Genomic DNA, 23,762 nt, shown 5'->3' on the forward strand with positions numbered 1-23,762 from the left:
GGTAGGCACTTGCGCATGGTCACACCAGCTCTCCTCAAAGCTCGTTCAGCCGTGCGTCGGGGCCCCCGCGGACCCTGCCAGGTCCGTGCGGGCCCCGACGCGCCGCTCGCGGCTCGGTTCCCCCGTGTCTCCCGAGCCGGTGCTATCCCCCCTCGTCGACCAGCCCCAGGAACTGGCCGCCCCCCTCGTCTAACGGATCGGTGCTCATCCGGATCTCCTCCAGATCTCTCTCCCCCGCCGGTGCGGGCGGGTGTCACGGCTGCCGCGGGTCCCGAAGCACGCGGTTGATGACCCGGCTGATCTCAGCCGCGTTCCGCGGCCAGTACATCTCGTTGTGCGCGCAGGAGACGTCGAAGCGCTGCACCCGCCCGTCCACGTGCGGATGCCACAACACGTCCATGTCCTCGTCGAGTTGACGCTTGTCGTGGGTCTCCGGATCGAGCAGGGCGTTGAAGAACACCACGTCCCCGCGGTACCTGGGCGAGGTGAAGTGCCGCATCTGCTCCATGTGCTCGACGAAGATCGACGAGGCGGTGCCGACCAGGAACTCGTACTCCTCCATCCCCTTGAGGTGACCCATGTAGTTGGCGAGGAAGGTGCGCACCATCTCCTCGTCGAGGGCCTCCAGATCGGTGAAGTGGCTGGCGGGCGCCGCGTCCAACAGCGCGAGCAGCGCCACTTCCTCGCCGCGGCGCTGCAACTCGGCGGCCATCGCGTGCGCCAGGGTCCCCCCGAAGGACCAACCGAGCAGGTGGTACGGCCCGCACGGTTGCACCTCCTGCACCTGTCGCACGTAGTCGTCCACCATGTCCTCGATGGACGTCGAGGGGGGCGTGGTCCCGTCGAAGCCGCGCGCCTGGATGCCGTAGAGCGGCCAGGCGCGGTCCACGTGCCGGCCGAAGCTGAGATAGGGCCAACTCAGGCCGCCGCCGGGGTGCAGCCACCACAGCGGTGGATTCTGCCCCTCGGTGCGGATCGGCAGCAAGACCGCGAACGGGTCTTCGAAGGCCACTTCGGTGTCGGCGGAGAGTTGGGCCGCGAGTTCGGCCACCGTGGGGTACTGGAACACGGTCCGCACGGGGACGTCCATGCCCAACTTCTCGTGGATCTGCCAGACCAGCCGGGTCAGCCGCAGCGAGTGGCCGCCGCAGGCGAAGAAGTCGTCGTCGATCCCGACCCGGTCCAGGCCCAGCACCTCGGCGAACAGCCCGGTCAGGGCCTCCTCGCGCGGGGTGCGCGGGGCGCGGTACTCGCCGCCGGTCGCGTCGGGGTCGGGCAGTGCGGCCCGGTCCACCTTCCCGTTCGCGGTCAGCGGCAGCAGGTCGAGCAGCACGATCTCGCCGGGCATCATGAACGCGGGCAGTTCGTCCGCCAACTCCTCGCGCAGCACCGACGGCAGCCGGGACGCACGGCGGGAGACCGCGGGCGAGTTCACCAGCCGGTCCGGCCGCACCGGGGCGCGGCGGTACACGCCGTCGCAGACGGCGGCGTCCACGTCGGGCAGGACGACCGCTTCGAAGTGGTCCGCGGACTCCGGTGACCAGGTGCAGTAGACGGCGAGGCCGCGGGCCGCGCCCCAGGCTTCCAGTTCGGCCGGGTCGAGGGCGCCCCGGTCGTCGACCGTTCCGCCCCACTCGGCGGCCTCGGTGACCAGCCGGGCGTTCGGCACCCGGACGAGACGGCACCGGCCGCCGTGGCGGGCCAGCGCGGCCGCCACGTCGGCGAGCTCGGCGACGTCGCTCCCCCAGGTCGCCACCGGCAACTCCGCGAGGTCCAGGGCGGGGCCCGGCCCCTTGTGCAGGACGACTTCGTAGCGGTGGCGGGTCAGTTCGTTGTGGTACGCGCCGGGCTTGAGGCGGATGTCGGCGGCGACGACGTCCGGGTGCCGCTCGGCCCAGTGCGCGAAGTGCTCCGGGTCGACGACGAGTTCCTTCTCGTCCAGGACCGCGCGCTCGACGGCGGCCCGCACGGCGGCGTCCCGGTCGTCGGGGCGCCGGGCCCGGTGCACCGCGGCGCTGAAGGAGCGCAGCGTGCGGTGGTTGCGCACGTCGCCGAGGACGATCCGGCCGCCGGGCGCCAGGGCGGCCAGCGCGACGTCGAGCACCCGGTCGAGGTAGTCGGCGTCGGGGAAGTACTGCACGACGGAGTTGAGGACGACGGTGTCGAAGTGCCCGCGGGGCACGTCGCCCGGCTCGTCGGCGCCCTGGCAGCGCAGGGTGACCCGGTCCGACAGCCGGGGGTCGGCACCGACCTGGGTGCGCAGCCGCTCGACGACGGGGGCGGAGAAGTCGGTTCCCCAGTACTCCGCCACCCGCGTGGCCAGCGGCCCGAGCAGCAGTCCGGAGCCGACGCCGATCTCCAGGACCCGCTGCGGGCGCAGTGCGAGGAGCCGGTCCACTGTGGCGTCGCGCCAGGTCCGCATCTCGGGCAGCGGGATGGCGCGGCCGGTGTAGGAGCTGTTCCAGCCGGTGAAGTCGTCGGCGATCCGGTCGAGTTCGACGTCGGTGCCGCCGTACATCGTGTCGTAGATCGCCCGCCACTCGCCGACCTGTTCGACGGCTTCGTCGGCGGAGGAGTCCGCCGCTTCGGGGACGACGTACGCGATCAGGCGCCGCTCGCCGAGGCGGTCCTCGCGGCTGACGACGACCGCCTGCGCCACGCCCGCGCGCCGGCGTAGCGCGGCCTCCACCTCGCCGGGCTCCACGCGGAAGCCGCGCAGCTTGATCTGGTCGTCCACCCGGCCCAGGTACTCCAACCGGCCCGCGGTGCTCCAGCGCACCAGGTCGCCGGTGCGGTACAGCCGGGCGCCGGGCGCCCCGAGCGGGTCGGCGACGAAGCGTTCGGCGGTGAGCGCCGGGCGGCCGGCGTAGCCGCGGGCGACGCCGTCGCCGCCGACGTACAGTTCCCCGACCACGCCGGGCGGCACGGGTCGCAGCCGTTCGTCCAGGGCGCGCAGGGCGGTGCCCTGCATGGGCCGGCCGATGGGCAGCGGATCGGTGCAGTCGTCGACGGAGGCGATGCGGTGCCGGGCGGCGAAGGTGGTGGTCTCCGTCGGCCCGTAGCCGTTCACCACGGTCAGCGCGGGGCAGGCGGTCAGGACGCGGCGGACCGCGGCGGGCGGCAGCACGTCGCCGCCGGCCCACACTTCGGCGACGGCGGCGAAGCACTGCGGGTGCTGCTCCGCCATCACGGCGAACAGCCCGGCGGTCAGCCACAGGCCGGTGATCCCGCGCTCGGCGATCACGGCGGCCAGTGCGGCGGTGTCCAGCCGGCCGGCGGGCGCCACGACGGCGGTGCCGCCGCCGAGCAGGGGCGCCCACAGTTCGTAGGTGGCGGCGTCGAAGGTGTGCGGCGAGTGGAGCAGGACGCGTCGGTGCGCACCGCCCGACCAGCAGTCGTCGAGCGCGAGGTCGACCACGTTGCGGTGGGTCACCTCGACGCCCTTGGGGCGGCCGGTGGAGCCGGAGGTGTACATCACGTACGCGGCGGCCTGCTCGCCGACGTCGCAGCCCGCGGGCGCCGTGTCCGGTCCTGCCGCGAGGTCGACCCGTGCGAGGGCGTGGTCGACGACGACGGCGGGGGCGAGGTCGGTGAGCATCAGGTCGATGCGTTCGCGCGGATAGCCGGGGTCGACCGGTACGTACGCGGCGCCGGTCTTGAGCACCCCGAGGATCGCGGCCACCAGCAGCGGCGAGCGCTCCAGCAGGAGGGCGACGCGGCCGTGCGGGCGGGCGCCGCCGGCCCGCAGGTGGTGGGCGATGCGGTTGGACCAACGGTCCAGCTCCGCGTACGTCCAGGTGTCGGCGCCGTCCGGGGAGACGAGGGCGACGGCGTCCGGGGCGGCGGCGACGGCCGCGGCGAACCGCTGGTGGACGGTGCCGGCGGCAAACTGCGGGCCGCGGGCACCGCCGCCCCAGCGGGCGAGCGTCGCCGGCTCGTCGCCGGTGAGGACGGACACGGCGCCGATGGGTGCCTGCGGTCGGGCGACCGCCTGGCGCAGGAAGTGCGTCCAGCGGTCGAGGAGTGCGGTGATCGTCGCGGCGTCGAAGAGCTCGGTGGCGTACTCGACGAATCCGGTGATGCGGCCCGGCCCCTCAGGGGCGCCGTCGTCGCCGTCGTCGCGTTCGCCGAGGCTGATGAAGAGGTCGAAGCGGGAGACTCCGGTGCCGAAGACCTCTTCGGTGACGGTGAGACCGGGCAGGGTGAACTCGGGCCGGGCGTTGTTCTGGAGCGCCAGGCAGACCTGGAACAGCGGGTGGTGGGCGGGTGACCGCGTCGGGTTCAGCACCTCGATGAGGTGCTCGAAGGGGACGTCCTGGTGGTCGTAGGCGGCGAGGCTGCGCTCCCGCACCCGCTCGACGAGGTCGACGAACGCGGGGTCGCCGGAGGTGTCGGCCCGCAGCACCCAGGTGTTGACGAAGAAACCGACGAGCGCGCCGAGTGCCTCGTCCGTGCGGCCGGCGATCGGGGAGCCGATGGGCACGTCCGTGCCGGCGCCGAGCCGGGTGAACAGCGCGGCGAGCCCGGCTTGCAGGACCATGGAGACGGTGGCGCCGGTCTCCCGCGCCAGCCGGCGCACGCCTTCGGTGAGTTCCGCGTCGAGTTCGAGGGGGACGAGGTCGCCCTCGTAGGACGCCACCGCGGGCCGGGCCCGGTCGGCGGGCAGGTCGACGGTCTCCGGCAGCCCGGCCAGGTGGTCGGTCCAGTAGTCCAGTTGGCGCCGGTACAGGCTGTTCGGGTCGTCGCTGTCGCCCAGCAGCTCCCGCTGCCACAGCGTGTAGTCGGCGTACTGCACCGGCAGCGGCTCCCACTGCGGCGCGGCGCCGGCGGTGCGGGCCGCGTAGGCCGTGGTGAGGTCCCGCGCCAGCGGGAGGGCGGACCAGCCGTCGGAGGCGATGTGGTGCGCGCCGATCAGGAACACGGACTCGTCCCCGCCGAGTCGGAACAGCCAGGCGCGGATGGGGATCTCGTTCGCCAGGTCGAAGGGCCGGCGGGCCGCGCGCCGCAGGGCGCCGGGGAGGTCGCCCTCGGTGGTGTCGCACTCCTGCCAGGGCACCTCGACCGCGGTCGCGGGCACGACGCGCTGGTACGGCGCGCCGGCCTCCTCCTCGAAGACGGTGCGCAGTGACTCGTGTCGCAGCACGACGTCCGCCAGCGCCGCGCGCAGTGCCGCCGCGTCCAGGGCGCCGCGCATCCGCAGCGCCAGTGAGACGTTGTAGGTCGCCGACGGGCCTTCGAAGCGGTGGATGAACCACAGCCGTTGCTGGGCGAAGGAGAGCGGCAGGCGCTCGGGCCGCTCCCGCAGGGTCAGCGGCGGGCGGACGGCGCCGGTGTCGGTGAGGTGCGCGGCCAGTTCGGCGACGGTGGGGGCCTGGAAGACGACCCGGATGGGGACCTCCACGCCGTGTTCGGCGCGGATGCGGCTCACCAGTCGGGTCGCCAGCAGCGAGTGGCCGCCCAGGGTGAAGAAGTTGTCGTCGACGCCGATCCGGTCGAGCCCGAGCACCGCGGCGAACAGCGCGCACAGCGACTCTTCCTGCGGCGTCGACGGGGCGCGTCCGCTGCTGCCGGCCGTGTAGTCGGGCACCGGGAGCGCGCGCCGGTCCGGCTTGCCGTTGTCCGTCAGCGGCACGCCGGCGATGGGCACGATCGCCGCGGGCACCATGTACTCGGGCAGGCTCCGGCGCAGATGGGCGCGGAGCGCGGGCAACAGCGCGGTGACGCCGCCGGCCACCGTGGGGTCGTTCACCGGGGCGCACTCCCCCGCCCCCGGCAGGTACGCCCCGCTCAGCACCCGGCCCGCCGCGGGACCGTCGCGCAGGACGAGCACGTCGAAGCGGTCGACGGCGGTCGCCGACGGCGTCACCAGCGCGTGCCAGCCGTGCCGCGCCGCCCACGCGTGGACGGCGGACGGGTCCAGCGGGGGCCCGCAGGGGGACGGCTCGGGGGCGGCCACGCCCAGGTCGCGGGCGGCGGTGGCCTCGTCGGCGAGGCGGGCGTTGGGGACGCCGCTGATGCGTACGGCCGTGGCGCCGGTGCCGGCCACCGGCTCGGCGAGGGCGTCGAGGTCGCCGTGGTACGCCACCGCGGGGGCGGCGGCCAGGGAGGTCGCCCGGACCGTCGGGGCGGGCTTGTGGAGCACGACCTCGTAGCGGTGGCGGGTCAGTTCGTTGTGCGCGGTGCCGTCCTTGACGCGGACGTCGACCTCGGCGCCCGGGGCCCGGGCGGTCCAGCGCAGGAACCACTCGGGGTCGACGACGAGTTCCTTTTCGAGCAGCACGGCCGCTTCCACGGCGCTGCGCAGCACCGCCGGCGGCGCGTCGGGGTGCTTGGCCCGTTGCACGGCGGTCTGGAGCACGGGCAGGGACGCGGCCCTGCGGACGTCGCCGATCACGATCCGGCCGCCGGGCGCGAGCAGTTGCCATGCGCCGTCGAGGACCTGCCGCAGGTACTGCTCGTTCGGGAAGTACTGCACGACGGAGTTGAGCACCACGGTGTCGAACCGGCCGGCCGGCAGGTCGTGCAGGGCGTCGGCGGGCCGGTGGCGCAGGTGGACCCGGTCGGCGAGGCCGTGCGCCGCGACCTGGCCGCGCAGCCGGGCGATCACCGCCGCGGAGAAGTCGGTGGCCCAGTACTCGTCGACCCCGGCGGCGATCCGGGCGAGCAGCAGCCCGGAGCCGACGCCGATCTCCAGGACGCGCCGCGGCGAGAAGCGCAGGACGCCCTCCACCGCCGCGTCGCGCCAGTCGGACATCTGCGCCAGCGGGATCGGTTCGCCGGTGTAGGAGCTGGTCCAGCCGGTGAAGTCGGTGCCGAAGCCGGTGTCGGCGCCGTCGGCGTAGGCGTGGTCGTAGACCTCCTGCCACTGGTCGATCTGCTCGTCCGCGCCGTGCTCGCCGTCGAGTGCGCCGGGGTCCGGGACGACGTAGGCGACCAGTCGCAGGTCTCCGGGCTGGTCCTCGCGGGCGGTGACGATGGCCTGGCGGACCGCCGGGTGGCTGACGAGCACGTGCTCGACCTCGCCGGGTTCCACGCGGAAGCCGCGCAGCTTGACCTGGTTGTCGGCGCGGCCGAGGAAGCAGATGTTCCCGTCCGGGAAGAAGCTGGCGCGGTCGCCGGTGCGGTACATCCGGTCGTCGGGCCGTCGGCCGTAGGGGTCGTGGACGAAGCGCTCCGCGGTCAGCTCCGGGCGGCCCGCGTAGCCGGCGCACAGCACGTCGCCGCCGATGTACAGGTCGCCTTCGACGCCGACGGGGCACGGCTGCATGTCGTCGTCGAGGACGTAGTAGCGGGCGTTGTCGATGGGGCGGCCGTAGGGGATGCTGCGCCAGGTCGGGTCGATCTCCCGCACTCGGAAGTAGTTGGACCACACGGTCGCCTCGGTCGCCCCGCCGAGGCTGATGATCTCCGCCCGGTGGAAGACCGCGCGGATCTCGTCGGGCAGCGGCAGCGGGGTGTAGTCGCCGGAGAGGAAGACGAGCCGGAGCCGGTCGGCGCCCGGCCACCGGTCGCGGTGGGCGAGCAGCGGCGGGAGTTGGTTGAGGGTGGTGGGCACCGAGTTCCAGAACGTGATCGGCTCGGTGAGCAGCAGGTTCAGCAGCAGGTCGGGGTCGCGCTGCTCGGCCTCGTCGGCTACGTACAGCCCGCCGCCGCAGCCGAGGAGGCCGAAGATGTCGAAGACCGACAGGTCGAAGCCGAGCGCGGTGAGGCACAGGCCGACGTCGTCGGGGCCGAAGTCGAAGGTGGTGAAGCACCAGTTGAGCAGGTTGTGCAGGGGGCGGTGGGTCATCACCACGCCCTTGGGCTTGCCGGTGCTGCCGGAGGTGAAGATGACGTAGGCGAGGTCGTCCGGGCCGGCGGCGGGCTCCGGGTTGCCCGCGGTCCCCTCCCGTGCCGCCGAGTCCGTCACGTCGAGCAGTTCGACGCCGGCGGGGAGGGCGGGTTGCGGGGTGTCGGAGGTGGTGAGCACGAGCGTGGACCCGGTGTCCGCGAGCATGCTGGCGACGCGTTCGCCCGGCGATGAGGGTTCGAGCGGGAGATAGGCGCCGCCGGCCTTGAGGACGCCGAACACCGCGGCGATCATCGTGGGGCCGCGGCGGATCGCGATGCCGACGACCGTCCCGGGGCCCACGCCGCGCCGCTTGAGGTCCCAGGCGATGCGGTTGGCGCGCTCGTTCAGCTCGCCGTAGCTCATGGTCCCGTCGGCGAAGCGCAGCGCCGTCGCGTCGGGGCGCAGCGCGGCCTGCTCTTCGAAGGGCAGGTGGATCGGGCCCGGACAGGGGAACGGGCGGGCCGTGTCGTTCCACTCGACGAGGACCTTGTGGCGTTCGTCGGCGGTCAGCACGCCGTCCGCGGCGGCGCCGTCCTGGTGGCCGGTGTGCACGCGTACGTCGCGCACGGCGATCTGCGGGTCGGCGACGGCCTGTTCGACGACGCGGACGAAGCGGGCGGCGACGGACTCCACCGTGGCGCGGTCGAAGAGGTCGGTGGCGTACTCGATCTCGCCCATGACCGATCCGTCGCGGTCGTCGGGCGCCAGGTTGAAGAAGAGGTCGAACTTGGCGGTGCCGGTGGGGATGGGTTCCATCGAGACCGTCAGCCCGGGCATGTCCAGCTCGGGCGGAGTGTTGTTCTGCCACGCCAGCACCACCTGGAACAGCGGGTGGTGGGCGGCTGAGCGCTCGGGCCGCAGCAGTTCCAGGAGCCGTTCGAAGGGCACGTCCTGGTTCTCGTAGGCGGCGAGTGCCTTGCGCCGCACCTGGTCCAGGACGGCCTCGAAGGACTGCTCGGCGTCGAGGTGGACCCGGAGCACCCATGAGTTGACGAAGAACCCGACGAGGTCGTGGACCGCTTCGTCGGTGCGGCCCGCGATCGGGGAGCCGACGGTCACGTCGTCACCGCTGCCGAGCCGGTGCAGCAGCACCACCAGCGCGGCCTGGAACACCATGGACACCGTCACGCCGCGCGCCCGGGCCACGGCCTCGACCCGGCTGCGCACCTCGGCGGAGAGTCCGAGTTCGACCGAGCCGCCGCGGTAGCTGGCCACCTCGGGCCGCGGCCGGTCCAGTGGCAACGGCAGCGGCTTGGACACCCCGGCGAGCTCGTCGCGCCAGTACGCCGCCTGCACGGCGAGGACGCTGTGCGGGTCGTCGGGGTCGCCCAGCTCCTCGCGCTGCCACACGGCGAAGTCGGCGTACTGCACCGGCAGTTCGGCCCAGTCGGGCGCACGGCCCGCGGCCCGGGCCCGGTACGCCGTCGACACGTCCCGGGCCAGCGGTGCGAGCGAGCCGCCGTCGCCCGCGATGTGGTGGATCACCAGCACCAGCAGGTGCTCGTCGGCGCCGGTGCGCACGAGGCCGCCGCGCAGCGGCACGTCGCTCGACAGGTCGAACCAACTGCCGGTGACGGACGACACCACGCCCGGCACCCGGTCGGGGGCGACGTGGCCCCAGTCGGTCCAGGGCAGCTCGACGTCGCCGGCGTCCAGGATGCGCTGGTAGGGCTGGCCGTCGAGTTCGTCGAAGACCGTGCGCAGGACTTCGTGGCGGCCCAGCACGTCCCGGAACGCGGCCCGCAGGGCGGCGGTGTCGAGCGCTCCGGTGAACCTCAGCAGCAGGGGGATGTTGTAGGTCGAGGACGGGCCCTCGAAGCGGTTGATGAACCACATGCGACGCTGCGCGTACGACAGGGGGATCAATTCCTGGCTCACCTTTCGATCATCCGGCGCAACGGCTTCCGGGACGGGGTCAGCATGTCGGCCCAGCGAAGGGCCAGTTCGGCGACGGTCGGGGAGGTGAACACGGTGCGGATGGGGATCTCCACCCCCAGCTCGGCGCGGGCCCTGGCCACCAGTCGGGTGGCCAGCAGGGAGTGCCCGCCGAGGGTGAAGAAGTCGTCGTCGACGCCGACCCGTTCCAGGCCCAGCACCTCGGCGAACAGCCGGCACAGGCCGGCTTCCTGCGGGGTGCGGGGCGGCCGGTGGTCCGCGCCGTCGAACTCGGGTTCCGGCAGCGCCGAGCGGTCCAGCTTGCCGTTGGGCGTCAACGGGAACTCGGGAAGCGCCACCACGGCCGCGGGGACCATGTATCCGGGCAGCCGCTCCCCCACCCGGGCGCGCAGTTGCTCCGCGGGCGGCGCCTTCGCGTCCGCCTCCGCCACGACGTACGCCACCAGGCGCCGTTCGCCGGGCCGGTCCTCGCGGACGATCACGGCGGCCTGCCGGACGGCGGGGTGGTGGGTGAGCACGGTCTCGATCTCGGCGGGTTCGATGCGGAAGCCACGCAGCTTGATCTGGTGGTCGTCGCGGCCGAGGTACTCCACTTCGCCGTCGGCGTTCCAGCGGGCGAGGTCCCCGCTGCGGTACATCCGGGCGCCGGGCGGGCCGTACGGGTTCGACACGAACCGCTCGGCGGTCAGGGCGGGTTGGCCGAAGTAGCCGCGGGCGAGGCCGGGGCCGGCGATCCAGAGGTCGCCGGTCACCCCCGGCGGCACCGGGCGCAGGGCGCGGTCCAGGACCAGGGTCCGGTAGTTGGCGACCGGGCGGCCGATGGACGGCGGCAGGCCCGCGGCGCCCGGGCCGAGGCGGGAGGCGGTGGTGTAGACGGTGGCCTCGGTGGGGCCGTAGAGGTTGGTGGCCTGGGCCGCGTGGGTGCTCAGGGCCTTCGCCAGCGCGACGGGCAGGGCCTCGCCGGTGCTGATCACCCGCAGGCGCTCCAGTCGGCCCGCGTCGTGGGCGACCAGCACCTGCCACAGCGCCGGCGTCGCCTGGACCAGGGTGGCGCCGGCCCGGTCCGCCAGGTCGAGCAGGGCCGCGGGCTGGGTGATGTCGTCCTTGTCGGCGATGACGACCGCGGCCCCGGCCAGCAGCGGGAGGAACAGCTCCAGCGCGGCGATGTCGAAGGCGACGGTGGCGACCGCCAGCAGCCGGTCGTCCGCGGTGAGCGGGAACAGCTCCCGCATGCCGGCGAGCAGGTTGGCCAGCGCGCCGTGCTCGATGACCACGCCCTTCGGCTTGCCGGTGGAGCCGGAGGTGTAGATCGCGTACGCGGCGTGCCGGGGGTCGACGTCGACGTGCGGGGCGGTCGCGGGGCGGTCGGCGAGGTCGGCGGCGGCCAGCCGGTCCGCGTCCAGCACCAGCACGGGAGCGCTGTCCTCGACGACGGCCCGCACCCGGGCGGCCGGGTAGTCGGGGTCGACGGGTACGTAGGCGCCGCCGGCCTGCCACACCGCGAGCAGCGCCACGACCAGGTCGAGGGAGCGCGGCAGCTTGACCACCACGCGCGTCTCGGGTCCCGCGCCCTGTTCGACGAGCCAGTGGGCCAGCCGGTTCGCCCGCTCGTGCAGGGCCCGGTGGGTGAGGGCGGCGCCGCGGTGTTCGACGGCGACGGCGTCCGGGGTGGCCTTCGCCCGTGCGGCGAGCAGCGTCGGCACGGTGACCTCGGGCACCGGGAGGGCGGTGGCGTTCCACCGGTGCAGCACCCGGTCGCGCTCCTCCTGCGTCACCACGTCGACCGCGCCGACGGTGAGGTCCCCGTCGACGGCGAGCTGCCGCAGCACCCGGGCCAGCCGGTCGGCGACGGCTTCCACCTCGGCGGGTTCGAAGGCGTCGCGCTGGTACTGGAAGGAGACGCGCAACAGCGGGTCGGCCGCGGCGATGACGGTCAGCGGATAGTGCGGCGGCGCGTAGGGGCGGATGCCGGTGACGGCGAGTTCGCCGGCCGCGGTGGCGGCGGCGATGCCGGCCCGGTCGACGGGGAACGACTCGAAGACGAGGAGGGTGTCGAAGAGCGTGCTGAGCCCGGTGGCCCGTTGGACGTCCGCGAGCCCCACGTGGTGGTGTTCGAGCAGCCGGGCCTGGGCGTCCTGGAGCCGGCCCAGCAGCGCTGCGACCCGCTCGGTCGGGGTGCAGGTGGCGCGCACGGGCACGGTGTTGATGAAGAGGCCGACGGCCCGGTCGACGCCCGGCAGGTCGGCGGGGCGGCCGGAGACCGTGGCGCCGAAGAGCACGTCGTCGCGGGCGGTGAGTCGGGCGAGCACCAGCGCCCACGCGCCCTGCACCAGGGCGTTGATGGTGACGCCGAACTCGGCCGCGCGCCGCGCCAGCCGGGCGGCGTCGTCGCTGGACAGGGCCATGGTGACCTGTCCGCTGCCGGTGCGGTCCGCGCGCGGCCCGGGGGCCAGCAGGGTCGGCTCGGCGACGCCGCGGAGCTCCGCCGCCCACGCGCCGGTGGACCGGGTGGCGTCCTGCTGCGCCAGCCACCGCAGGAAGTCCGGGTAGCCGCAGACGGGCGGCGGGTCGGCGGCGGCGGTGGCGCCCGTGGCGTACAGCCGCATCAGCTCCAGCTCGATCAGCGGTACGGACCAGCCGTCGAACAGCACGTGGTGGGCGGTGAGGACGAGTTCGGCCCGGTCGGACCCCAGGGTGACGAGGGTGAGCCGCAGCAGCGGTGGCGCGTCGGTGCGGAACGGGGCGGCGCGCTCGGCGGCGATGATGCGTTCCAACTCGCCCTGCGCATGAGCGTGTTCGCTGAGGTCGACGTGGCGCCAGGGCAGGGGTACGTCGTCGACGACGATCTGCACGGGCTCCCCTGCCGCGCCGGTGGCGAACGCCACCCGCAGGTTGGGGTGGCGCTCCAGCAGGGCCTGGCCGGCCGCGCGCAGCCGGTCCGCGTCCACCGGGCCGCTGAGCTTGAAGACGAACTGGGTCTGGTACGCACCCGTCGTCGTGTCCGCGAGCATCGTGTGGAACAGCAGCCCGGCCTGGAGGGGCGTCAGCGGCCATACGTCGCCGATGCGCCCGAACCGCTGCTGCCAGGCGTTCAACTCGTCCTGGCCGGTGGCCACCAGGGCGAGGTCGCGCGGCGCCAGTCCGGTGGCGCCCGCGGTGACCAGGTCCTTGAGGCCGTGGAGCGCGGTGCGCCAGGTGTCGGCGAGCGCGTGGACCTCGTCGTGGTCGAGCACTCCGGTGGCGTAGCTGAACAGGGCGGTGAGCCGTGGGCCGTCGTCGGCTTCGGTGACCAGGGCGTTCAGTTCGAGGGCGCTGGGTGCGGGCATCGCGGGGTCGGGGGCCGCGACGAGTTCGGGGCACTCGGGCGCCGGGGTCCAGCCGGCGCCGCGTCCCGCCTGTGCGCCGTCGAAGGAGAAGTGGCCGAGGAAGTTGAAGCCGATCTCGTCGACCGGGTGGTGGCGCAACTCGGCCGCGGTGTCCTCGTTGAGGTAGCGCAGCAGGGTGTAGCCGAGGCCGTCGCCCGGCACGTCGTGCCGCTGCTGCTTGACGCGTTGCAGCGCCTCGCCGGCCGCCGCCCCGCCGACGAGCGCGGCGTCGACGTCGAGACCCCCGACGTCGAGGCGGACCGGGTGGACGGTGGTGAACCAACCGACGGTGCGGGACAGGTCGGCGCCGGGGGCGAGTTCCTCGGTGCGTCCGTGTCCTTCGACGCGGACGAGCGCGGCGCCGTCGACCACGCCCCGCCGGTGCTTGGCGAGGGCCAGCACGAGGGCGGTGAGCAGCACGTCGTCCACGCCGCTGCGGTAGGCCGCGGGCACCGCGGTGAGCACGGCCGCGGTGAGGTCGGCGGGCAGGGTCAGCCGTAGGGTCCGGGTGGTCGCGGTGACGTCCACGGCGGGGTCGAGCGGGCGGGCGCCGACGGGGGCCGCGGACCGGGTGAGGAGGGTGCGCCAACGCGGGAGTTCGGCCGTCCGCTCCGGTCGTGCCGCCTCGTCGACCAGCGCCCGCAGCCAGCGCCGCAGCGAGGTGCCCACCGGCGCGAGGTTCGGTGCGCTGCCGGCGCGGACCCGTTGCCACGCCTGCGCCAGGTCGGGCAGCAGCACCCGCCACGACATGCCGTCGACGACGAGGTGGTGGGCCGCGATCAGCAGCCGGCCGCGGCCGCCGGCCGTCGGGTCGAACCACACCAGGTGCAGCATGCGGCCGGCACGTGCGTCGACGGTACGGGCCGCGGCGGCGGCTTCGGCGCGCAGCACGGTGCGCCAGGGTTCGCCGTGCCACTCCCCCGGGCAGCGCACGGCGGTGATGAGTTCGGCGGCGTCGACGGTGCCGGGCGGGCGGATCCGCAGGCCGTCGTCGACCAGTTGCGCGCGCAGCACGTCGTGCCGGTCGAGCACGGCGGCGACGGTGCGGACGAGGTCGTCGTGGTCGACGCCGTCGGGGAGTTCGAGGACCAGCCACTGGGCGAGCCGGTCCAGGCCGGGCCCGTGCTCGGCGACGAGGCGCGCCATCGGCGGCAGCGGGACCGTGCCGACGCCCCCGCCGTCGAGTTCGGCGAGCGCGGGCGGCGCGGTGTCGCGGGTCGCCGCGCGGGCGAGGGCGGCGACGGTGCGGCATTCGAAGACGGTGCGCGGGTGGATGACCAGGCCGTCGGCGCGCGCCCGGGCGACCACTTGGATGGCCCGGATGCTGTCCCCGCCGAGGGTGAAGAAGTCGTCGTCGACGCCGATCCGGCCGAGCCCGAGCACCTCGGCGAACGCGTCGGCCAGGGTCTGTTCGTCGGGGGTGCCGGGCGGGCGGTGCGGGCCGGTGGCGTACTGCGGTTCGGGCAGCGCGCCGCGGTCCAGCTTGCCGTTGGCGCTCAGCGGCAGCCGGTCGAGGACGACGAAGGCGGCGGGGACGAGGTGGGCGGGGAGCCGGGAGCCGGTGAAGGCGCGCAGTTCGGCGACGTCCAGACCGGCGTGGAAGTCCCACTCCTGGCCGGCGCCGCCGCTGTCGACCGCGGTCGTCGGCACGACGTAGGCGACGAGTTGGGCGGCCCGGTCGGCACCGCGGCCGGCCCGGGCGAGCACCGCCGCACGGGCGACGCCGGGGTGGGCGGCGAGTGCCGCTTCGATCTCCGCGGGCTCGACCCTGAAGCCGCGGACCTTCACCTGCTGGTCGGCGCGGCCTTCGAACTCCAACTCGCCGTCGGCGTTCCAACGGGCGAGGTCCCCGGTGCGGTACATGCGCCGGCCGGGCGGTCCGTAGGGGCAGGCGACGAAGCGTTCCGCGGTGAGGGCGCGCCGGCCGTGGTAGCCACGGGCGAGGCCGGCGCCGACGATGTACAGCTCGCCGCGCACGCCGCCGGGTACGGGTCGCAGCGCGGCGTCGAGGACGAGGAGTTCGGTGTTGTCGATCGGGCGGCCGATGGGGATGGTGCGCGCGTCGGGCCGGTACTGCCAGGCGGTGACGTCGACCGCGGCTTCGGTGGGTCCGTACAGGTTGTGCAGGGGCACGCCGAACGTCCGGTGGAACCTCTCGGCGAGGTCGAGGGGCAGCGCCTCACCGCTGCACACGACCCGGCGCAGCGCGGTGCGGCAGTCGGCGTAGCTCTCGTCGCAGAACTCCGCGAGCATCGAGGGGACGAAGTGGAGCGTGGTGACGCCGGCCCGGCGGATGACCTCGGCGAGGTGGGCGGGGTCCCGGTGGGCGTCGGGCCGGGCGACGACCAGCGTCGCGCCGGTGGTCAGCGGCCAGAAGAACTCCCAGACGGAGACGTCGAAGGAGGCGGAGGTCTTCTGGAGGACCCGGTCGGCGGCGTCGATGCGGAAGTGGTCCTGCATCCACAGCAGCCGGTTGACGATCGCGGCGTGGGAGACCACGGCGCCCTTGGGCCGCCCGGTCGAGCCGGAGGTGTAGATCATGTACGCGGGGTGCGCGGGACGGGCGGAGCACGGGGGCGCGCTCGCCGCGTCCCCTGCCGTCAGCGGGACCTCGTCCACCGCGATCAGCGGGATGTCGGTGGCCGGCAGTTCGGCGGCGGTCTCCTTGACGGCGAGGAGCAGCGCGGGGCGGGCGTCGTCGAGCATGTACGCGACGCGGGCGGCCGGGTAGTCGGGGTCGATCGGTACGTATGCGGCGCCCGACTTGAGTACCGCGACCAGCGCGACGACCAGTTCCAGGGAGCGGGGCACGGCCACCGCGACGAACCGTTCGGGCCCCGCGCCGCCCTCGATCAGCAGCCGGGCGAGGCGACCGGCGCGCTCGTCGAGTTCCCGGTAGGTCAGCCGGGCGTCATCGAAGGTGACGGCGGGTGCGTCGGGGGTGGCGCGGGCCTGCTGCTCCAGCAGCCGGGTCAGGGTGACGTCGGGCCGGTTGACCGCAGGGCCCGCGCACCCGGCGAGCAGGTGCGGCTGCTCTGCTGCGGCGAGGGCACCCACGTCGGCGACCCGTGCCGTCGGGGCGGCCATCGCCGTGCGCAGGAAGGTGACGAACCGTTCGGCGAGGCCGGTGACGTCCTGCGCGTCGTACTGCCACTGTGGGGCGTCGAAGCGGACGAAGAGGTCGCTGGTGGGCGTGCCGTCGGTGTAGAGGCACACCATCACCTCGTCGACCTGGCCGAAGGTGCCGCCGGCGAAGCGCCCTTCGCTGCCGGCGAAGTCGAGGGCCTGGACGAAGGGGATCACGTTGACGATGGCGCCGAAGGGGCTGCGGGCGTCGGTGAAGCGCCCGGTCGCCCGTTTGATCAGCGCGGTCTCGTGCCGGGCGTGGCGCAGCACGGTCCGCCGTTCGTGGCGGAGCGCTTCGGCGAGCGTCACGAAGGTGGCGGCGGGCGCCGCCTCGACCCGTAACGGCACCCGGTTCGAGTGCAGGCCGAGCGCGTGTCGGGCGGCGCCGGTGCGGTGGTTGACGGTGATGGTGTGCAGCGGTGCCGCGACGGCGCACATCAGCCGCAGGTACGCGGTGGACGCCGCGGCCAGCAGGTCGGGAACGCTCGTGCCGGACTCCGCCGCGGTCCGCTCCCAGCGGGCGCGCTCGGCGGCGGGGACGGTCACGGTGCGGGTGGTCAGGCCCAACCGTTCGGTGAGCGCGTCCCAGCCGCCGCCCTCGGCCCCTTCCGCGAAGGGGCGCACTCCGGTGGGGAGTCGGGCGGCGGTGGGTTCGCCGGCGAGGTAGTCCTGCCAGAATCTTTCGGCGTCGCCGTGGCGCGGGGACGAGCGGTAGGCGGCGTCCGCGGCGATCGGGTCGGGTCCGGGGGCCAACTCTCCGTCGGGTACGGGTGCGTTGGCGCGCAGCGCCCGGTAGACCTCGGCGATCCGCCGGGACAGCAGGGCGATCACTCCGAAGGCGTCGGTGAGTACGTGGTGGAAGACCAGCACCACCAGGTGGCGGGCGTCCCCCAGCCGGATCGAGCCGACCCGCAAGAGCGCGTCGGCGCCCAGGTCGAAGGGCCGGGCCACCAGGTCGGCCACCGCCTCCCGGGCCGCCGCCGCGGGGTCGTCGGCTTCGCTGACGTCCAGGTGGAACGGCCGCCATCCGCCGAGGTCACGGGCGACGGCCTGGGGCCCTTCGGCGCCGCGGCGGAAGTTCACCCCCAGGGTGCCGGCGTCCGCGACGGCCCGCTCCAGCGCCGCGGAGAGCAGGGGGACGTCCAGCTCACCCGTCACGTCCCACAACGTCGCCACGTTGTTCGGTCGATCGGGTGCGAACTCCTGCGCGAGCCACATGGCTTCCTGCTCGGCCGTAACGCCGGTACACCCCATTCGGGCATCCCCCCACAAACGTGGTAACCAGATCACCGGGACTCTCATCGCCCCCAATCGTTGGGGCGAGTCGATGGATTGGCCACCGAGGTGAAAGAAGTTGGCCAGAGATCAAAGGATCAAGACAGAATCCCCCGGCGTGCGCATTCGGGCCGTGAGCGTGGCGTCCAACTGCTTAGATCCCGTCGGGCGGGGCCACGTCCGGCACGCCGCATCCCACACCTGGAGGACTCGATGACCGTCGGGCCGAACAACGACGCCGACCGGACCGAGCTGCACATCGCCGACAAGCACGACTGGATCCGGGTCCAGGGCGCGCGGGAGAACAACCTCAAGGACGTCAGCCTCAAGGTCCCCAAGCGTCGGCTGACCGTGTTCACCGGGGTGTCCGGCTCGGGCAAGAGTTCACTGGTCTTCGACACGATCGCCGCGGAGTCCCAGCGCCTGATCAACGAGACGTACAGCGCTTTCGTCCAGGGGTTCATGCCGAGCATGGCCCGGCCCGAGGTCGAGCTGTTGGACGGGCTCACCACGGCGATCATCGTCGACCAGCAGCCGATGAGCGCCCACGTGCGCTCCACGGTGGGCACCGCCACCGACGCGGGCGCCTTGCTGCGGATCCTGTTCAGCCGGCTCGCCAAGCCGTACATCGGCTCGCAGAAGGCGTTCGCCTTCAACGTCGCCACGGCGGACGCCAGCGGCACCCTGGTGGTGGGCGGCAAGAGCATAGAAAAGGGTTTCAGCGTCGTCGGCGGAATGTGCCTGCGCTGCGAGGGCATGGGCACCGTCTCCGACATCGACCCCGGCCAGCTCTACGACGACGCCAAGTCCCTCGCCGACGGCGCGGTCACCGTCCCCGGCTGGAAGCCCGACGGCTGGGTGGTGCAGTCCTTCGTCGAGTCCGGCTTCCTCGACCCGGCGAAGCCGATCCGCGACTACACCGCCGAAGAACTCCACGACTTCCTCCACCGCGACCCGGTCAAGGTGAAGGTGAAGGGCGTCAACACCACGTACGAGGGGCTGCTCGCCCGGGTCCACAAGTCCTTCCTCACCAAGGACAGGGACTCCCTCCAGCCGCACATCAGAGCCTTCGTTGAACGGGCGGTGGCGTTCGCGACCTGTCCCGAGTGCGAAGGGACCCGGCTCACCGCGCTCACCCGGTCGGCGAAGATCGACGGGATCAACATCGCCGACGCCTGCGCCATGCAGATCAGCGAGTTGGCCGACTGGGTCCGCGCCGTCGACGACCCTTCGGTGGCCACCTTGACGACGGTGCTCGGCCAGACCTTGGAGTCCTTCGTCGACATCGGCCTCGGGTACCTCTCGCTCGACCGGCCTTCGGGCACCCTGTCGGGCGGCGAGGCGCAGCGCACCAAGATGATCCGCCACCTCGGCTCGGCGCTCACCGACGTCACGTACGTCTTCGACGAGCCCACGGTGGGACTGCACCCGCACGACATCCAGCGGATGAACGAGTTGCTGCTGCGGCTGCGCAACAAGGGCAACACGGTGCTGGTGGTGGAGCACAAGCCGGAGACGATCACCATCGCCGACCACGTCGTCGACCTGGGCCCGAAGGCCGGCACCGAGGGCGGCGAAGTCGTCTTCGAGGGCACGGTCGACGGACTGCGGGCCAGCGGCACGCTCACCGGGCGGCATCTGGACGACCGGGTCAGCCTCAAGCCGTCGCTGCGGTCGCCGAAGGGCCGGCTGGAGGTGCGCGGGGCGAATGCGCACAACCTGCGGGACGTGGACGTGGACATCCCGCTCGGGGTGCTCACCGTGCTCACCGGCGTGGCCGGTTCCGGCAAGAGCTCGCTGATCAGCGGCTCGGTGTCGAACCGCGACGGGGTGGTGACGGTGGACCAGGGCCCAATCAAGGGGTCACGGCGCAGCAACCCCGCCACGTACACCGGGATGCTCGACTCCATCCGCAAGACGTTCGCCAAGGCCAACGGGGTCAAGCCGGCGCTGTTCAGCCCCAACTCCGAAGGCGCCTGCCCCCAGTGCAAGGGCGCCGGGGTCACCTACACCGATCTGGCGATCATGGCGGGCGTCGCCACCACCTGCGACGAGTGCGAGGGCAGGCGGTTCGACTCCTCGGTGCTGCACCACCGCGTCGGCGGGCGCAACATCAGCGAGGTGTTCGCGATGTCGGTGACGGAGGCGGAGGAGTTCTTCGGCCGCACCGAGGCCCGGACGCCGGCCGCGCACACCGTCCTGCGGCGGCTGGTGGACGTGGGTCTCGGCTACCTCAGCCTGGGCCAGCCGCTGACCACGCTCTCCGGTGGCGAGCGGCAGCGCCTCAAGTTGGCCGCGCACATGGGCGAGGACAGCAGCGTGTACGTGTTGGACGAGCCGACCACCGGGCTGCACCTGGCCGACGTGGAGCAACTGCTCGCGCTGCTGGACCGGTTGGTCGACGCGGGCAAGTCGGTGATCGTGATCGAGCACCACCAGGCCGTCATGGCGCACGCGGACTGGCTCATCGACCTCGGCCCGGGCGCGGGCCGCGACGGCGGCCGGATCGTCTTCGAGGGGACGCCGGCCGACCTGGTCGCCGCGCGCTCCACGCTCACCGGCGAACACCTGGCGCAGTACGTGGCGCGCTGAGCCACCCGTCGTACCGGCGCTGAGGCGTGTCGTCGTCGGCCGGCGACACACCTCAGCGCAGTACGCCCGGCAAGTCGCCTTCCTAGACGTCCACCCCGCCCGCGCTGGTGCGCACCACCTCGGCCACGGTCAGGTCGTAGGAGGAGTACCACCTGTCCCGGCCCATCTGTTGCGCCTCGCGGTGCTCCGGGTCGGCGCGCCACTGCTCCAGCGTCTCCGCGTTCTTCCAGAAGACGACCGCGAGCCGTTCGCCGTCCTCCCCGGTGTAGTGCTTGACCTCCATCAGGTCCGGGCCGGCCAGGGCGCGGACCCGTTCCCGCATCCGGTCCTCGGTGGCGTAGTACTCCTCGCCCGCATCGTCGCTGAGGCGGGACGTGAACAGGATCACGAACATCAGTTGTCTCCCAGGTTCTCCGTGCCGGCGGCGGACACCGCGGTGTGCAGCCGGCTGTCCGACGCCGCGACGAGTTCCGCGCCGTATCGGCCCAACAGGTCATCGACCAGGCCGTCCAACCGACGGTCGGCGCGCAGTACCGAGGCGTAGCTCTCCTCGGTGAAGGCGCACTGCTCGTACCGCGGTGCGAACCGGTCGGGGTAGAGGTCGTACAGCCGCCCGCGCAGTCGCGTCGCCGCGTGGGCGCGCTCGTCCTGCGGCGGGTTGGCCATGGTGTGGTAGTGCTGGAAGGAGAGGTACGAGATGGCTTCGGCGTCCTCGATCCGCGACTTCTCGTAGGCGACCAGCGCGGACGCCCAGTCACCGGTGGAGTCCAGGCGTTCGACGAGGGTGCGCACGTCCTCGAAGCCGCAGTTCATGCCGTGTCCCATGAAGGGGGGCATGGCGTGGCAGGCGTCGCCGAGGAGGGCGAGCGAGTCCCCGTGGATCCACCGGTCGCAGCTCACGGTGGTGATGGTGGCGGCGTCCTTGGTCGCGAGTTGTTCGGCGATGTCGGGGACGGCCGCAGCCGGCCCGGGGAAGTGGTCGGTGAAGACCTCCAGCAGGTTCCGGCCGCCGTCGACGGTGGCGTACGACGGCGACGGCCCGTCGTGCCGCATGAACAGGGAGCCGGCGAACTCCCCCGACGGCAGCGGGAAGGCGGCGAAGAGGGCGTCCCCGGTGGGCCAGTAGTGCATCGTCGACGGGTCGAGCCAGCCGCCCGGGGCGCAGATCTCCTGGTGGGCCAGGTCCAGTCGGCGCACCGTCGCACGGGCGCCGCGGGCCACCAGGGCGGCGCGGGCCGCGGAGTGCGCTCCGTCGCAACCGAGCACCCGGCGGCAGGCGAGCCGGCGCCGCCCGGCCCCGTCCTCCAGCAGGACGGCCGGCCCGTCGGGGTCCACTTCGCGGACCCGGGTCCCGAAGCGGATGCGCACGCCGTCGGTCGCTTCGGCGGCGTCCAGCAGCAGCCGGTTGAGCCGGTCCCGCTCCACCGACCAGATGGGCTGTCGGTCGCGGCTGTAGGGGGTGGTGTGGGAGGTGCCGTCGGGCAGGTGTGCGCAGCGCCCGTGGATGGGCAGGCAGATCGCCCGCACGGCCGCTTCGAGGCCGAGTTCCCGTAGGACGCGCCAGCCGCGGGCGGACAGCATCACGGTGATGGACCGGCCGCGCCGGGCACCGCCGCCGCGGGGGTCCTGCCGTCTCTCCAGGACCGTCACCGGTCCGAACCGGGGGGCCAGGTACATGGCGGCGACCGTGCCCACCGGGCCCGCCCCGATGATCACGATCCCACCGTCCGCGCCCCCGCGTTCGTGTTCGTGTTCGCGTTCGCGTTCGCGTCTGCTCACTTGCATGGCACTGCGGTCCTCCTTGTCCTGCCGTCCGGTCTCTTCTCCACCCGCCGTCAGCACACCTCCGCCAGGACCGCGGCGCCCACTTCCTTGGTGCTCAGCCGGCCGCCGAGGTCGGGGGTCACCCGCCGGGCGCCGACGGCCGCGGCGACCGCGCGACGGACGGCTTCGGCCGCGTCGCGGTGACCGAGGTGTTCGACGAGCAGCGCCGTGGAGAGGATCGCGGCGAACGGGTTGGCGACCTGTCGGCCGGCGATGTCGGGCGCGCTGCCGTGCACCGGCTCGAACAGCCCCTGCCGCGTGGTGGCGTTGAGGTTGGCCGAGGCCGCCATGCCCAGGCCCCCGGCGAGGGCGGCGGTCAGATCGCTGAGGATGTCGCCGTGGGAGTTGTTGGTGACGATGACGTCGAAGGCGGTCGGGTCGGTGGCCAACCGCAGCGCCGCGGCGTCGGCGTACAGGTGCGAGGTGGCGACGTGCGGATGGCGTTCCACCGCCTCCCGCCAGCAGCGCTGCCACAACTGTCCGCCGTGCCGCACGGCGTTGGCCTTGTCCACCAGGCACACCGATCGGCGGGCCACGGAGAAGGCGAAGTCGATGATGCGCGTCACGCCGCGGTGGGTGTTGACGTCGAGGTCGACGGCGACCTCCTCGGGGGACGCGGTGCGGGTGCTGCCCCCGATGCCGCTGTACAGGCCCTCGGTGTTCTCCCGGACGATCACGCAGTCGATCGCGCGCCGTGCGCGGTCGCGCAGCGGGCTGAGCCGGTCGTGCCACAGCCGTGCGGGCCGGTAGTTGGCGTAGAGGTCGAGTTCGGTGCGGAGCGTGGTGAGCACGCTGCGCACGTACCCGGTGTCGCCGAGGCGGGGGTCCCCCACCGCTCCGAGCAGCGTGGCGTCGCTGCTGCGGATGCGGTCGAGGTCGGCTGCGTCCAGCGCGCTGCCGTTCCGTAGGTAGGCGTCGGCGTTCACGTGGTCCAGGACGTCCAGCGTCACGTCGAGTCCGAGCGCCTGAACCAGCGCGAGCGCCGGTTCGACCACCTCGGGTCCGATGCCGTCGCCGGGTATGACGGTGATCCGTTGCACGGCTCCACCTCCGGTCAGGGGCGCGGGCCCAGGACGTGGTCGACCAACTCGGGTATCTCACAGCTCACGTGGAAGTGCCCGCCGGGTCGCACCGTCAGGGTGCACTCGCCGGTGGTGACCTCCGCCCACTGCGTCAGCAGCGCCTCGTCCACCAGCGGGTCGCCGACGCCGTGGTAGCAACTCACCGGGCACGACAGCGGCTTCGTCCCGGACCGGGGCCGGTACGTCGCGTGCGCCCGCAGGTCCGAGCGCAGCGTCGGCAGCAGCAGGTCGCGCAGTTCGGCGTGGTCGGCGATGCCGGGTTCGATGCCGCCGAGGTCGCACAGCGTCGCCCAGAACTCGTCGTCGGGCGCCGTGTGGATCCGCGGGTTCTCCATCCGCCCCGGTGGCAGGCACGCCGAGGCGCAGAGCCGGCGCGGCTCCTCCCCCACGTCGCGCAGGACGAGCGCCGTCTCGTACGCCACCACCGCGCCGAGGCTGTGTCCGAACAGGACGTGCCCGCTCGGCGGCAGCCGCAGCAGCTCCGCCGCGACGCTGCCCGCCATCGCGGCCACGTCGTCCACGGGCGGCTCGACGAACCGGTCACCGCGCCCCGGGTACTGGACGGCCACCAGCTCCACGTCCGGGGGCACCGCGGCGGCCCAGTCGGCGAAGGCCGTCGCCGAGCCCCCGGAGTGCGGGAAGCACACCACGCGCAGCGCGACGTCCCTCGGTGCGGTCAGCGACCGCACCCAGCCCCGTTCCCTCGTCCGACCCATCGGTCCCGCCCCTCTCCGTAGTCAGCCGCTTCACCTGTTCACCTGTTCCATCGTT

At 73.4% G+C, this 23,762-nt stretch carries 7 protein-coding genes; 1 reads left to right on the plus strand and 6 read right to left on the minus strand.

The window, feature by feature from the left end; all coding sequences use genetic code 11:
• Positions 1 to 253: 253 nt before the first annotated feature.
• The gene (locus tag ACH4E8_RS15380; RefSeq protein WP_398448200.1) at positions 254 to 9,709 is read right to left on the minus strand and encodes an amino acid adenylation domain-containing protein; all 9,456 of its coding nucleotides are present in this window, start codon (positions 9,707 to 9,709) and stop codon (positions 254 to 256) included.
• Entirely contained in the window at positions 9,706 to 17,520 is a 7,815-nt protein-coding gene (locus ACH4E8_RS15385) for an amino acid adenylation domain-containing protein (RefSeq protein ID WP_398448202.1), read from the minus strand. Before ACH4E8_RS15385 ends, ACH4E8_RS15380 begins: the two co-directional genes overlap by 4 nt.
• Before the next feature lie 186 nt (positions 17,521 to 17,706).
• Between ACH4E8_RS15385 and ACH4E8_RS15390 the strand changes: the two genes are divergently transcribed.
• Positions 17,707 to 20,085: an ATP-binding cassette domain-containing protein gene (locus tag ACH4E8_RS15390; RefSeq protein WP_398448204.1), complete on the plus strand. Its 2,379-nt coding sequence runs from the start codon at positions 17,707 to 17,709 to the stop codon at positions 20,083 to 20,085.
• Positions 20,086 to 20,167: 82 nt separating this feature from the next.
• On the opposite strand, the gene ACH4E8_RS15395 is transcribed toward ACH4E8_RS15390, so the two are convergent.
• From ACH4E8_RS15395 to ACH4E8_RS15410, 4 genes are read right to left on the minus strand one after another with little or no spacing between them, the layout of a single operon-like run.
• Entirely contained in the window at positions 20,168 to 20,479 is a 312-nt protein-coding gene (locus tag ACH4E8_RS15395) for an antibiotic biosynthesis monooxygenase family protein (protein WP_398448206.1), read from the minus strand.
• The gene (locus tag ACH4E8_RS15400; RefSeq protein ID WP_398448208.1) at positions 20,479 to 21,870 is read right to left on the minus strand and encodes an FAD-dependent oxidoreductase; all 1,392 of its coding nucleotides are present in this window, start codon (positions 21,868 to 21,870) and stop codon (positions 20,479 to 20,481) included. The genes ACH4E8_RS15395 and ACH4E8_RS15400 overlap by 1 nt, the downstream gene beginning before the upstream one ends.
• Before the next feature lie 50 nt (positions 21,871 to 21,920).
• Positions 21,921 to 22,949, minus strand: a complete 1,029-nt coding sequence (locus ACH4E8_RS15405; RefSeq protein WP_398448210.1) for an isocitrate/isopropylmalate dehydrogenase family protein — start codon at positions 22,947 to 22,949, stop codon at positions 21,921 to 21,923.
• 14 nt (positions 22,950 to 22,963) lie between these two features.
• Positions 22,964 to 23,707 carry a thioesterase II family protein gene (locus tag ACH4E8_RS15410; RefSeq protein WP_398448212.1) on the minus strand — a complete coding sequence of 248 codons (744 nt, stop codon included), beginning with the start codon at positions 23,705 to 23,707 and terminating at the stop codon, positions 22,964 to 22,966.
• Between the last annotated feature and the right edge of the window lie 55 nt (positions 23,708 to 23,762).

The sequence above is a fragment of the Streptomyces sp. NPDC017979 genome, assembly GCF_044328175.1.
Taxonomy (GTDB): domain Bacteria; phylum Actinomycetota; class Actinomycetes; order Streptomycetales; family Streptomycetaceae; genus Streptomyces.

Coding starts and splice junctions, on each gene's coding strand:
- ACH4E8_RS15390 (WP_398448204.1), top strand. CDS start 17,707: ATGACCGTCGGGCCGAACAACGACGCCGACCGGACCGAGCTGCACATC.
- ACH4E8_RS15395 (WP_398448206.1), bottom strand. CDS start 20,479: ATGTTCGTGATCCTGTTCACGTCCCGCCTCAGCGACGATGCGGGCGAG.
- ACH4E8_RS15410 (WP_398448212.1), bottom strand. CDS start 23,707: ATGGGTCGGACGAGGGAACGGGGCTGGGTGCGGTCGCTGACCGCACCG.
- ACH4E8_RS15400 (WP_398448208.1), bottom strand. CDS start 21,870: ATGCAAGTGAGCAGACGCGAACGCGAACGCGAACACGAACACGAACGC.
- ACH4E8_RS15385 (WP_398448202.1), bottom strand. CDS start 17,520: ATGAGAGTCCCGGTGATCTGGTTACCACGTTTGTGGGGGGATGCCCGA.